Source organism: Priestia abyssalis, assembly GCF_002019595.1.
In the GTDB taxonomy this organism is placed as follows: domain Bacteria; phylum Bacillota; class Bacilli; order Bacillales; family Bacillaceae_H; genus Bacillus_BA; species Bacillus_BA abyssalis.
In genome coordinates, this window is sequence record NZ_KV917369.1 from 3,821,235 (window position 1) to 3,834,504 (window position 13,270).

Annotated in this window: 14 protein-coding genes and 1 pseudogene; 2 read left to right on the plus strand and 13 right to left on the minus strand. The window is 39.4% G+C overall.

The genetic code is table 11. The features are described from left to right. Window positions 1-80: 80 nt before the first annotated feature. Window positions 81-1,031 (plus strand): sugar ABC transporter substrate-binding protein, encoded by a 951-nt coding sequence (locus tag BK575_RS18285; protein WP_169907881.1) that lies wholly within the window; start codon window positions 81-83, stop codon window positions 1,029-1,031. Window positions 1,032-1,263: 232 nt separating this feature from the next. On the opposite strand, the pseudogene BK575_RS29160 reads toward BK575_RS18285, so the two are convergent. From BK575_RS29160 to BK575_RS18330, 11 genes and pseudogenes are all read right to left on the minus strand, one after another. Then, window positions 1,264-1,469, minus strand: a pseudogene (locus BK575_RS29160) (SDR family oxidoreductase); the annotation flags it as partial. A gap of 25 nt (window positions 1,470-1,494) precedes the next feature. After that, entirely contained in the window at window positions 1,495-1,917 is a 423-nt protein-coding gene (locus tag BK575_RS18290; RefSeq protein WP_078412407.1) for an aspartyl-phosphate phosphatase Spo0E family protein, read from the minus strand. Between the two features lie 93 nt (window positions 1,918-2,010). Further along, on the minus strand, window positions 2,011-2,169 hold the full coding sequence (locus BK575_RS28745) for a hypothetical protein (RefSeq protein ID WP_169907885.1): 159 nt from the start codon (window positions 2,167-2,169) through the stop codon (window positions 2,011-2,013). Between the two features lie 214 nt (window positions 2,170-2,383). Beyond that, entirely contained in the window at window positions 2,384-3,196 is an 813-nt protein-coding gene (locus BK575_RS18295; protein WP_078412409.1) for a BtpA/SgcQ family protein, read from the minus strand. Window positions 3,197-3,320: 124 nt separating this feature from the next. Beyond that, window positions 3,321-4,646 (minus strand): GntP family permease, encoded by a 1,326-nt coding sequence (locus BK575_RS18300; RefSeq protein WP_078412411.1) that lies wholly within the window; start codon window positions 4,644-4,646, stop codon window positions 3,321-3,323. Between the two features lie 83 nt (window positions 4,647-4,729). Beyond that, on the minus strand, window positions 4,730-5,458 hold the full coding sequence (locus tag BK575_RS18305) for a GntR family transcriptional regulator (RefSeq protein WP_204524872.1): 729 nt from the start codon (window positions 5,456-5,458) through the stop codon (window positions 4,730-4,732). After that, window positions 5,458-6,474, minus strand: a complete 1,017-nt coding sequence (locus BK575_RS18310) for a sugar kinase (RefSeq protein ID WP_078412415.1) — start codon at window positions 6,472-6,474, stop codon at window positions 5,458-5,460. The genes BK575_RS18305 and BK575_RS18310 overlap by 1 nt, the downstream gene beginning before the upstream one ends. Then, a complete protein-coding gene (gene dagF, locus BK575_RS18315) occupies window positions 6,467-7,222 on the minus strand; it encodes a 2-dehydro-3-deoxy-phosphogluconate aldolase (RefSeq protein WP_078412417.1) in 756 nt (251 codons plus the stop codon). Before dagF ends, BK575_RS18310 begins: the two co-directional genes overlap by 8 nt. A gap of 1 nt (window position 7,223) precedes the next feature. Then, window positions 7,224-8,330 (minus strand): DgaE family pyridoxal phosphate-dependent ammonia lyase, encoded by a 1,107-nt coding sequence (locus BK575_RS18320; RefSeq protein ID WP_078412419.1) that lies wholly within the window; start codon window positions 8,328-8,330, stop codon window positions 7,224-7,226. Beyond that, complete coding sequence (locus BK575_RS18325) at window positions 8,308-9,408, minus strand: amidohydrolase/deacetylase family metallohydrolase (RefSeq protein WP_078412421.1); 1,101 nt, start codon at window positions 9,406-9,408, stop codon at window positions 8,308-8,310. Before BK575_RS18325 ends, BK575_RS18320 begins: the two co-directional genes overlap by 23 nt. 636 nt (window positions 9,409-10,044) lie before the next feature. Beyond that, window positions 10,045-10,227: a YolD-like family protein gene (locus BK575_RS18330; RefSeq protein ID WP_078412423.1), complete on the minus strand. Its 183-nt coding sequence runs from the start codon at window positions 10,225-10,227 to the stop codon at window positions 10,045-10,047. 452 nt (window positions 10,228-10,679) lie between these two features. Here BK575_RS18330 and BK575_RS18335 point away from each other — a divergent pair, with 452 nt between their 5' ends. Further along, the gene (locus tag BK575_RS18335; RefSeq protein ID WP_078414856.1) at window positions 10,680-11,123 is read left to right on the plus strand and encodes a VOC family protein; all 444 of its coding nucleotides are present in this window, start codon (window positions 10,680-10,682) and stop codon (window positions 11,121-11,123) included. A gap of 690 nt (window positions 11,124-11,813) precedes the next feature. Here the strand turns inward: BK575_RS18335 and BK575_RS18340 are convergent. Continuing rightward, the gene (locus tag BK575_RS18340; protein WP_078412425.1) at window positions 11,814-12,557 is read right to left on the minus strand and encodes an amino acid ABC transporter ATP-binding protein; all 744 of its coding nucleotides are present in this window, start codon (window positions 12,555-12,557) and stop codon (window positions 11,814-11,816) included. 20 nt (window positions 12,558-12,577) lie between these two features. Beyond that, complete coding sequence (locus tag BK575_RS18345; RefSeq protein WP_078412427.1) at window positions 12,578-13,261, minus strand: amino acid ABC transporter permease; 684 nt, start codon at window positions 13,259-13,261, stop codon at window positions 12,578-12,580. Between the last annotated feature and the right edge of the window lie 9 nt (window positions 13,262-13,270).

Consider the following 13,270-nt stretch of genomic DNA (forward strand, 5'->3'; position numbering starts at 1 on the left):
GCTGATCGATGAATGATGACACAATCTCTACAGGATAAAGTATAATTAAGAAGAATAAGACAAGGAAGATGGGATGGATATTGAAAAATAGATGGGTTATTTCATTAGTTTTCACAGTTTTCCTTATAGTTTCGGTAAGTATCGTATTCTGGCTTCTTAAAGAAGCTGACAAGCCTAAAGTGATTGCCGTTGTCCAAAGACTGGATATAGAATATTGGAAAAGTTTCAAGTCAGGAGCCCAAAAAGCATTCGAAGATTTTGACATAGATGGTCAAGTCATGGCTCCTTCTTCACTATACCCTATCACTAATCAACCTGATCTGTTAAAAAAAGTATTGCATCAGTCTCCTGACGCACTAATCACAGCTCCTACTCACCCGTCCGTTGCCTATCCAATATTGATGGAATACACTAAAAAAAATATTCCTATTATTCTTACGACCTCGGGTGCTGAATGGAAGTACCAAACCGCTTTTATAGGGACCGATAACATAACATTGGGTAAAACAGCAGGTATGCTATTGGGTTCTATGCTGCAGCCAGGAGATCAAGTAGCCATCATTCATGGAAGAGTAGATGATGGAATCATGATTGATCGAAAAAATAGTGCAAAAGAAGTTTTAGAGGAGATTGGAATAGAGATTGTTGTAGAACAATTAGGGTATGACCATTTCGGGAATCCAATACCAGTAATGGAGAGCGTTTTACATCATTATCCAAACCTTAAAGGGGTAGTTGCCACTACCGATCGATTAGCTCTAGAGGCATTAAAAACAATAGAGAAAAAAAGGTTAAACATCCCTGTCATCGGGACAGACGGTCTTACGGAAATTGTAGAATCTGTTGATTCAGGAAAGATAGATGCTACTTTATCGCAGAATCCTTATGATATGGGATATTTAAGCGTTGAACAAGCATACAAAGCCATTAAAGGAGAACATATTCAACAAAGGATTGATAGCGGCGTTGACATCATAACAGCGGACAACTCCAAAGAAAGATTAAGTTTCTTAAAAAAGACAGTACATTAAAAAATAAAAAATTTTACATTTTCTATGTGACCTCTCATGAGATTAACAACTGTCTTTTAAAGAGGCAGGTATACTTTATGCAAAGATGATCATCCCCCTTCGATACCAAAGTGGGATGATCATTATGTATACACCTGATTACATATCCTTAACAAGGAATATTATTTGATCCGCGATTGAAGAACAACTTGTTGTGGAACTGTTGCCACGGCTAAGCTGAACAGCCATACTTTTATATCATTTTTAGTGCATCGGAAATCAGCGTTTCACCTGAAATAAGATGAAAAGAACGGTTAAACGTGTGCTCTTCATTTAAAACAGCTAGAATCGTGCGAGCTCATCTTCACCCGGGATGGAGGCTCTCCCTAAATTCTGGGCGGCCGGCACTTTTCCTGTACCCGGTTCATTTAAAAGTCCTCCAGGACGAATGATCGTGTACGTTGAAAAGGATATTCTTGCCTAATCAGCGATAAACTTGAAGGACGGCAAACCCTGCAGCGAAGCTATTACTAATTAGAGACAAAGCAGTCCGAACCCCAAGAGCCGCTGAGCGGAAATTAGTAACCACTTGGGCAGAAAAGAAATGAAGGCTACTTATTGCAATTGCAGCAGCTTTTTCCCCATATTTAAGATTACTAACCTTATAATGATCATAGGAGTGCCTCATTCTAGATATATCAGTTTCATTATCTAAAAGCGTGTTAGTTGAACTTGAATGAACTTTTATATGTAAATTTATGAGTTCGTCAAGATCTTGACTACAACGAATGGTTTTTTCATCTAATAGCCCGTACCTTTTCCCTAAATCAATCAATTCTTTTCTTTTTTTGACAATACACTCTATTAAACCTTCTATTCGACCTGCTGCATGGATTACCGTCGACACTTTTTCTCTTCACCTCATTGAATTTTTTTCGTCTCTAATTAGAACATTTTGGCCCAAAATTACACTAAGTAACCAATTGATTCCTATGACCTCTTAAACAGTAGCTAAAGCAAAACGGTGATCATTAAAGTAAATAACCTCTGAAAGAATCTTACAGCCTTGAATGTTCTCAAAAGCTTCTCTTGCTTCTTTTTCCGTATCAAATTCAAACATTGTCGTGTTTTCTTTTGAATAGACAGTGATTACCCACATAAAAAATTTCCCCCAATTAAAAGATGATTTTTCTCCTTCTTCACAGCATGTATAGGAGACACCAAAAAATATTATGAGCAATATGGGACAAAATGAAAACCCTTTCTACAAAAGATGTCAAAACATTACAAAAATAGTGTTTATCATAAAAGAGGAAAATTCTTTTCCCCTGTTCTCCAATCCATACTCTATTAATATTTGGCCTTCTTTAAAGTTAAAGATGATTTCGAAAGGCCTTCACTTTATCCATAAACTCTTTCACTCGTCTAACATCCACATGATTGTCAAATTTCCCATCAAATTTAAACGTCGTTCCAACGACTGCCCCATCAGCGATGGATAATTGCTCTTCAAGATTATTTAATCTTACACCTGTGTTCGCCAAGACAACCGTTTCCGGAACGGCCTCTTTTACACGTCCTAATAACTGGACATCGGTTTGTGATCCCGCTGTTAATCCGGAAACACATAAAGCATCCGGCCTGTTATTAAATACAGTTGACTTAGCAATGCTTTCAATGTCCCGATCAGCTAAGTATTTGGCGGCTTCTGGTACGATGTTGAACAGCAATTTTACATGTTCTGCACCGATTCTGTACTGATGTCTAATGGTTTCACCGACATTTGTATCCCACGTTCCAAAATCACTTGCATATACACCCGTGAAAATTTCCCTTACAAACTTCGCTCCCGTAGCTGCAGCTAAATCCAGTGATTTTTTGGCATCCCATAATACATTTACACCGAATGGCACCTTGATATCTGCCATTAACTCCCCGATAATACGAGCCATCGCAGCAACCGTTTCCGTTTTTACATCTGTCAGATACGGCAAACTAAACTCGTTTGAAAACATGATGGCATCCACGCCGCCCTCCTGAAGAGCCTGCAGATCTTTTCTTGCCATTTCCACAACATAATCCATCCCCTTTTCTTTGTTAAAATAAGGATCACCCGGCAGCGGCAATAAATGGCACATGGCAATGATCGCCTTTTCAGTTCCAATGATATCTTTTAACCAAGTCATGTTAATTCCTCCTACTTACTCTTTTACCGTAGCATTACTAATATAAAAAACTACTTATTTTGAATCAAAATAAGTAGTTTTCATATACGATTAAAGCATCTGCAAATGTGTAAAAATTTTTATTTTAAATGAACATATCAAACAGTAAAGCAAAGCCAAAAGCGATAAATGAAAGCAATGTCTCCAATACCGTCCATGTTTTGAATGTTTCTTTTACAGTTAACCCCAAGTATTCTTTTACTAGCCAGAAACCGGCATCATTTACGTGTGAGAACATGAGCGATCCTGCACCTGTCGCGATTACAAGCAATTCCAAGTTCACACCTGACATATGCTCAATGATTGGCGAAACGATGCCTGCCGCTGTTGTTAGCGCGACCGTTGCTGAACCTGTCGCAATTCGAATTAATCCCGCTACCATAAATGCTAAAACAATTGGAGATAAGGATACTTGCTCAGACATTTGAGCGATAGAATTACCTACACCGCTCTCAATAAGGATTTGCTTAAAGCCGCCGCCGGCTCCGATGATTAAAATGATGGAGCTAACTGGCAGTAAGCATTCGTCCGTTAACTTCTTAATAATATTTTTATCCATACCTTGACGAATTCCCAGGCAGTAAAATGCTACAAAACAAGCAATGAGAAGTGCCATTACAGGACTTCCAATAAATGTGAAGAATTTCACTAATGCATCAGGCAGTGACATGTACGGTGCAACAACCGATAGTATCATCAGGATAACAGGTAATAAGATAATGAAGAATGAAATGCCTGTGCCAGGTAATTTCTTTGATGCTGTATTGACACGGATTAACTCTGGCTCTCCTTCAGGAATCACGCGTTTATGCACCCAATGCGCAAACAATGGACCTGCAATAATGGCTGCAGGCAGCGCAATGATGAGCGAGTAGATCAGTACTTTCCCTATATCGGCATTATAAATGCCGATTGCAGTCATTGCCCCTGGATGCGGGGGAACAAGACCGTGTACAATTGATAATCCAGCAATGACAGGTAATGCGATTAATAAAATGTTTTGTTTCGTTGTTTTATAAATTGAAATGACTAGAGGTAATAAAATGACAATTCCTACGTCAAAAAATACTGGGATTCCAATAATAAAGCCTGCGAATAACATAGCCCATGGCAATCTCTTTACACCAAAGAACCGAATGAAAAAATCTGCTACTTGCATTCCGGCACCGGAATCCGACATTAATTTTCCTAAAATTGTACCTAGTGCCAAAATTCCGACTAAATGACCTAAAACACTTCCAACTCCGGTTTCATAGGCAATAACGATTTTATCCATTGATAACCCGGACATAACGGCCAAAAACAAACTTGCAACAGTTAAACTAATAAACGCATGCCATTTCCACCACGCTACTCCTAAAATAACTATCACAATCGCTAACAATGTAACCATTAATAAATACATATCCATATTCAAATCCCCCTTCTCCCCTTGAGGTAAACGCTTTCAAAACCTCTGCGAGAAAAGGAGTTTCACCATTTTCCCGCAGGCCCTTATACATCGTAATTGACAATATATTGCTGCATTTCTGTGTTATAGTACCCTTCACTGTATTCGATCACATTCCCCATTTCATCATAGGAATAGCGCGATCTTTTTAATAAAGGTGTTCTCTCTTTCACACGCAACATCTTCTCTACATGAGAAGGAGCAATCGCAACAGCAAACCCATCTCGAAATTTTTCTAAAGAAATGTCTTGTTCCTCGATCAAATCATACAAAGATTGTACACTTATATCCGATAGCTCTATCCCTTTCATACATGCCGCATCTAAATAATGCGTGTAATGAATATAAGGCATACCATCAAGGCGATAAAGACGTTCTATTCGGAAACTATGTTCTCCGAATAATCGATATGGTTCTGTCCCCTCTTGATTGCATATAACTTCTGCCTGCAACAATTGTTTTTGGATTTTATGCCCTTCTTCTACTAATACTTCTGTAAAACGCTTCCCTTTGGAAAGTTTTGAGACAGAAGTATTTCGAATAACCTTCGTCCCTTTGCCGCTTTTCTTTTCAAGATATCCTTCTTGAACAAGTTCTTTGATGGCATTGCGGACGGTAATTTTGCTGACATCAAATTCCTGTTCCAATTGTGGTTCTGAAGGTATATTCGACCCGATGGGATACATGCCGTGTAAAATCCGATCCTTTAAAGCCTTCTTTATTTGTAAATATAATGGTCCTTTTTTTCGAGATACGTTCACTGTTACATCCACTACCTTTCTACATCGCCCACTGATTCTGTCATCGCACGGAGTACATCATTCTCCGATGACATTGGGGTATCGCCGACAACCGTATGCGCAAGCATTCCTGCTGTTGCAGCAAACGCAACGGTTTTCTCCGGTGAAAACCCTTCCATCTCACCATGTACGATACCACTCGTATAGGCATCTCCAGCACCTATTCTATCATAGACAGAAAACGTAAGGGCCTTTGAAAATGTGAATGTTTCACTTTTAAATATAAAGCCTTGCAATGAGTGCGTATTATTACCATTGATTGAACGATGCGTACCTGCTATAACAGAGATATTGTATTTTTTCGCAACGGCTGGAATGAGCTCCATGAGCTGCTCTTGACGTTCTTCTTTCTCTGTTTTCATGCCAAGGACGAACATGGCGTCTTTTTCGTTCATCATGACAATATCCGCCAGATGCAGCATTTCTTCATAATGGGGTTTCGCTTTTTCATACCCGGCTTCACCCCAGAGCGTCGGACGGTAGTTGCAATCGAAGACAACCGTGCCGCCCGACGCTTTGACAGCTTTTGCAAATGTTTTCATATGATGACGGACAGAGTCATTCATTGCAAGTGTAATCCCGCAAAAATGGACAACATCGATTTTTTGGGCAATGTCTTCAAAATCATACGTTCCATCAGGGGCTGTATTGAAGCTGCTTTCTAGTCGATTGGAATAGGTAACGCGACTAGGCCGCGCACCAAACCCATTTTCTAAAAAGTACATTCCAACGTAATTCCCGGCTCGGCTAATGAATGATTGTGTAACACCCAGTTTTCGAAGATACGCTACTGCCGCATCGCCAACTGCATTAGCCGGTAATGTGGACACGAGATGCCCCGCATGCCCAAAGCGTGCTAGAGCTGCGGTAACATTCACTCCGGTCCCGGAGAAAGAATAATTTAATGTGCCGGCTTGTGACAAGAGTTCATATCCCGGCACTTGCAAGCGCATCATGACCTCTCCAAAAGCAGCGATTCGTTTAGCCATGTTGATCAACCAATTTCTTCATCGTTTCAAGTAATTCGCGTACATCCTCGACATTCGTTTTTCCAGTTTCTTTATCAATAATCGATGAATACACATGAGGAATGACTTGCGGCACGTTGGCTTCTAAAGAAATACGTAAGATTGCTTCGAAATTCTCCTTGTCAATTCCGCCAGTTGGCTCTAACGCAAATCCTTCTTCCCCGCATGCTTGTGCAACTGCACGGAATTCGTCTTCACGAGTTAACCCTTGCATCGGGAAGTATTTTAATGCATTACCGCCCATATCGCGTACAAGCGCAATCGCCGTTTTAATAGGTACAATTGCATGCTCTTCTCCTGCAGCGCTTACTGGGCCTGTTGAGATATTCACATACCCAACGCGCCCTGTCGGAGACACCAGGCTATTGATCCAGCTATCTTTTTCGCCAAGGTTGGCACGTGTTGCGCCAACAGCGGGAAATACTTGGTTAATATGGCTGCCCGGGTAGTGTTTCGCAATCTCTGCTACTACAGCAGCTTGACGATTGTCACCCGCACCTAGTCCAATCGATACCGCCTCATCGATCTCCTTGCCGTATTCTTTCATCGCCGCTACGGCTTCTTCTACCGTTGGATAGTCTTTTGAAAGAACACCGACTAACACATGACCTTCCGCCGCTTCAAATACCTCTTTAGCATTTTCTACACTATTGGCTAGTACATTTAAGGCAACACGGTCCTTGTAAAAACGTTTTGTAATGTTTGACATCTTATTTTCCCCCTTCTACTAATTCGCGTATTTTTGCTTCAATGACATGGATATCATCACCTTGAAGCGGGCGCGGGTCGATATCGAAATAGCCTTGTCTCACACCGTAATCACGTGTGTAGATGGCAATTTCCCCTTCGCGCAGTCCCGTGACAACATCTTTTGCGGTTGTATTTGCCTGCTCTGGATCAATTTGAATGCGTGCACGGAATATAGCTCGGCCCGCTTCGTCCTGTACAATCGTCACATTGACGCCTTCAATATCCTTCAGCGGCATCAACGCTTGCAAGGTTTCTTTTTCTTGTTCGCTTTTATCTTCTTTTACGCCGTATTCATCAAGTGCTTGAAGCAGACCGAATGTCGTTTCTTTGCCGACTTTCATGCTTCTTCCGATACAATACAATTGCACCTTCAGCCATTCAATGTATTGTCGCTTTCCGCCCACGATTCCGGAAGTCGGTCCTTCAATCGCCTTCGAACCGCTGTAAATCGCAAGATCCGAGTATTTCACATACTTCTGAATATCTTCTTCCGCCGCAGCATCCACGATAAGCGGCACGCCATTACGCTTGGCAATCTCCCATGCTTCCTCAACGGAAATCATATTTTTTTGGACTGCATGGTGTGACTTCACATAAAGAATGGCTGCCGTGCTTTCAGAAATCGCATCTTCAATATGTTCTGCTCGGCCTTCATTGGCATATCCAACTTCAACAAGCTTGCCGCCGCCCAAATAGACCATCGTTTCAACCGGTGCTCCGTATTGTACGTTGTGACCTTTCAGCATGATAATTTCATTTTGAGAAATTAGTTCTTGATGAAGGCGTTCACTCTTGCGGCGATTCCCTTTTGTCACAAGCGCCGCAACCGAGAGGGCGATGCCGCTTGATGCAGAGTTCACGACAATGGCTGCCTCTGAACCGAGAATACGTGCTACATAATCACCGGCTTTATCCACTAAATCGGCAATTTCTACATAATTTTGCCCGCCGTGTTTCATTGCATCCATCACTGTGTCCGTGGGAGCTGACACACCTAGAATACTCATTCGGCCGCTTGCATTAATGACACGTTTAAGTCCATATTTAGCATTCAATGAATTCGCCACTTGCAACCACTCCTTTTGCTTCTATCCTTCTTTCCGATATACGCTTGTCCCCTTCAGAATCAATGAGTGTAATCGGATTGTTTTGAACTGTAAATAGAGTTAAATTCGCAACATCCCCGACCTCTATTCGGCCAAGTTCCGGTTTTTTAAGCCAGTCTGCTGCATGTGTCGTGACCGCTGCGATTACCTCTTCAAGCGAATATCCTAAATAAAGGAATTTTGTAAGGACATTCGCCATGCTGTATACTGGACCATTTAATCGATTCCCGCGGTAGATGTCTGTACTGATGGTATCTAAACCGATGTGATGTCGTTTCGCTGCCTCTGCAACCTTAAATGAAAAGCTTGCAGTGCCATGGCCTACATCCAAATGTACACCCCGCCCAATAGCATCCTTAAGCACTTGAAGCGGATTTCCGTTTGCATCGAAAAGATTGTTTTGCTTCCCATTGAGGTAATGGGTAATCACATCTCTTTTTTCCAGGAGTGGAATGACCTCTTCGATATTTGGCGGCCCGGAACCGATATGCACCATTAAAGGAAGTGATGTTTCACTAGAAAGTGCCCGGGCGATACGCAACGGTTCAATGCCGCTGTCGCGGACAACACTCTTACTAATTCGCGCCTTCAATCCAACAATTGCCTCTTTATACTCATTGAACGCCTGTACAACCTTCTCTTTATCAATCCATTCTAAATTTGATAATTCATCCACTCTTTTTAAGCCAATTCGGGAAATGTTCAAAAAGGCAAACAAGTTCGTTTTGGCCCGTTCTCTGCTCGCAACCAGATCAGCAATTCTGTCTGCCCCGCAGCTTCCCGCATCTACAATGGTCGTTACACCTTGTTTTACTCCTATTTCATCGATTTCATCTCCATACGGATCAAAATCAGGATATGCATGGACATGTAAATCAATCCAGCCGCTTGATACATATACACCCGAGTAATCGAATACTTGCTGTCCACGCCCACTCCCGGCCTTTGTTATCTCGGCAATTTTACCGTTTTCAATTACGATATCCATTTCTTCTTCATTCACGCGCTTTACATTACGCAATACAAACCGTTCCTTCATTCATTTCACCCTTTTCCATGATCCCTTCGGAACGCGCTTACATTCGCCATTCATCATTGGTATTTCCTTTTCACATCTGTAGAATATCATAGAAAACGACCGAAGTAAATATAACGTTATAATGTTTTATAAAAAAATTATAACGTTATAATGTTTATAAGTGCACTTGATGGAAAGAATCGCGCAGTTTCTTATATATTTCGTCATTCACTTAGATAAAACTGATACATTACAAAAAAACATCTGCTCACCGGCAGATGCTGCTGTAAATGAAATACAATAAACAAGGGACAGACCGAAAATTCCCCCATTCGCCTATCCCTTGTTATGTCTTTCGTTTATGCATTTTTCCTATTCATTATTTTTCCTCTATTTACTTGTTTATCTACATAATTCCCAATCTATCACTCTTTTATACCTACAAATTCATAAAACAGTGATTTTCAATTACATATTTATCAAATATAACAAAACAGTTATTTAATGGTGAGTTACAGTCTGTGAATTTAGTAGTATTCACGGGCTGTTTGATCGCCAAAAACCAGTGTTATGTTAACTGGATGTGAATAAAATCTATATTTACTAATTCAGTAAATTTATATATTTCAGTATTCGTGTTATTTGCAAAAAAGGCAGCTAATAAACCTCCATAATTCTAGACAAACGGATGGATACTATTTTCTGGTGCGAGTCTTTTAAAAAGACGATTTGTTCATCTAGATTAAGTCTAAAAATATGCCCTGTACATTTTTGTAACGATCCATCTTTATAATAACTAATTGTAATGAAGCGCTTTTCTATTAATTCTTTTAGAATCATATCGTTTTCTCCTTTCTAAAATGTTATCAATTAATCAATATGTTTATATTACTTGTTTTCAATTACAAATAAATTACAAATTGTGGAAAATAAATTAAAGTGATTCAAATTTTATTTTTCCTATATGTAAAAAAATAGTTATATTTATCATAAAAAAATCCTGGTTATGGAAACTAATTAAACCTAAGGTAAGGATTTTTTGATTTCTCCTAATTTGCGTTATGGTGATTTAAACATTGAAATGGGTTTTAAGCATCTTATATTCGCGTATAAGGCGTTTTTTGATTACGAAGAAGAATGGTTATGTAAACCTCACATGTATATGATATTCATCATTTTTTCTTCAATTAACGAGGCAAAATAGATCACTAACTTTTTCAGGAAGGAATATGGAATATTTTAGTGAATATTATGTAGCGAGACAAAAAAATAGTAAAGTGAAGGGAGATATTATGGGAGTTCGAGCAGATAAAATTTTTGTTAATTTACCAGTTAAAGATTTAAATAAATCCATAGACTTTTTTTCTAAGGTAGGTTTTGAATTTAACGCCCAATTTACCAATGAAAATGCAACATGTATGGTTATCAGCGAGAATATATTTGTCATGTTGTTGGTTGAAGATTTTTTTCAAACTTTTACCAAAAAAGAAATTTCTGATGCAACAAAAAGTACAGAAGTTATTGTGGCATTATCTGCTGAGAGTAAGGAAAAAGTTGATAAGATTGTAAATAAGGCTTTAGCAGCTGGCGGAAAGGCTTCCAATGATCCTATTGACCAAGGGTTTATGTATGGATGGAGTTTTCAGGATATAGACGGTCATCTTTGGGAGGTAATATATATGGATGAAAGTGTAGTCGATCCAGATCAAGAACTCACGGGTACTAATGTTAAATAAACCATATGTATTTACTTCCTCTAACCACTGTTAGGTTAATAAGAACCCCCTCCAGAACAAGGTCTGGGGGGATTTGTATAGAATTCAAAATAGATTGACTATTGATACCTTATTAATAAAACAGGAGGAATCCCAAATAAAACATCAAAGGAAGTCATGACTCAGATTCAGAAGTTACAGAACGAGGGTAAATCTCTACGAAAAAAAGAGGTAAAACAACTTTATCCTGATTTAATGCGGAGTGCTTTGCATTACTACCCAAGTTGGCAACATGCTATAGATGAGAGTAAAATAAGTTAGAATATTTAATTTACATCAAGACATTAGAATAACATGAACTTTATTAACAAAAAGAGGTTGGGTGCTCTTTAAAATGTACCCAACCTCTTTCATCATAAAAATTTAATGTTTCGCATAATTAGGATTATACGCATACTTGAACAATTAAAAATATTCCTAAGAATGTTCCTTTCCTCCCCTTTCGATTTTATTAACGTAAGTATTGTGGCAAAATAAAATCATTATTAATTCAACCTTCCTACTTCCGAATAAGATGGGAATTTATCATTTCCACTATGAATATAGTGTAAATCTGCCTCTCCGTACTGTTTTTCTATTCCCAAGTTTGAAAATATTTTTTAATTATTCAAAAAAAGATTGCAAATGTGATTTGCAATCTTAAGCCCTTACCTATGAACAAAGTTTATTTAGAAATTGTAATGTTCGCTCATTCCCTGTATGTTCAAAAATTTGTTGAGGTGTTCCTTCTTCAACGATTACACCTTTATCAATGAATACTATTTTATCCGCTGCTTCACGCGCGAAATTCATTTCATGTGTCACTACAACCATGGTCATTCCTTCTTTTGCAAGTTCCTTCATAACCTTTAGAACCTCACCTACTAACTCAGGATCTAACGCGGAAGTAGGTTCATCAAAAAGAAGGACTTCAGGTTCCATTGCCATCGCCCGTGCGATTCCTACACGCTGCTGTTGTCCACCGGATAGCTGGGATGGATAGTGGTTTGCCCGTTCCGATAATCCTACCTTTTCCAGCAATTGAAGAGCCTTCGTACGAGAGGCTTCCTTGTCTTGTTTACGAACGTAAACAAGACCTTCCATAACATTTTCAAGTGCAGTCATATGAGGGAACAAATTGTAACCTTGGAAAACCATACCTGTTTGTTGACGAAACTTAATCACTTGATCTTTTGGAACTGGTTTTTTTTCCTGAAAATCCAAAGAAAATTTTCCAAGCTTAATCGTCCCTTTTGTAGGCGTTTCTAATAAATTCAGACAACGTAACAAGGTTGTTTTCCCTGAACCCGATGGCCCAATAATACAAACTGTATTGCCTTCCTCAATTTTTAGATCGATTCCTTTTAAAACCTCTGTTTGTCCAAATTGTTTATGCAGGTTCTTTATTTCAATCATGTATATTTCCTCCTATCAAGTTAGCCCACCACATAACGATCAAGTCGTTTTTCCATACGTCCTTGAGCGTTAGAAAGAACGGTACTGAAAATCAAATAAATAAACCCTGCTAGACAATAGAGTACCAATGGTTCATAGGTTGTTGCAGTAATTTGCTGAGCAACTCTAAACATTTCAGTCACCGTAATGGTAGCGGCCAACGATGTATCCTTTACCAAGCTAATAAAACTGTTTGACAAAGGCGGGACAGATACCCTTGTTGCCTGAGGAAGAATAATTCTTTTTAATGCCTGCGGATAGCTCATCCCAATAGAATAAGCTGCCTCCCATTGACCTTTGGGAATAGAGAGTATGGCCGCACGAATAATCTCTGAATTATAGGCGCCAACACTAATCGTAAAACCGATAATCGCTGAAGGAAGGGGGCTAATCGTGATGCCTATACTCGGAAGACCATAGAAAATGATAAACAACTGAACAAGCAGCGGTGTTCCTCTAACCACCCACACATAAAATCTTGCAATACCGTCTAGAAGTTTAATTCCTGAGATTCGGGCTAATGCCGTAAGTAAAGCAAGGAGGAGTCCCAGTAAAAAGGATACTAATGTCAAGGGAACTGTAAACGCAACCCCAGCTTTTAACATCGGGAAAAAAGAATTTACAATGATGTCAGCAATTCGGTCCATTCTTTCATCAGCAAACATGTAGAACCC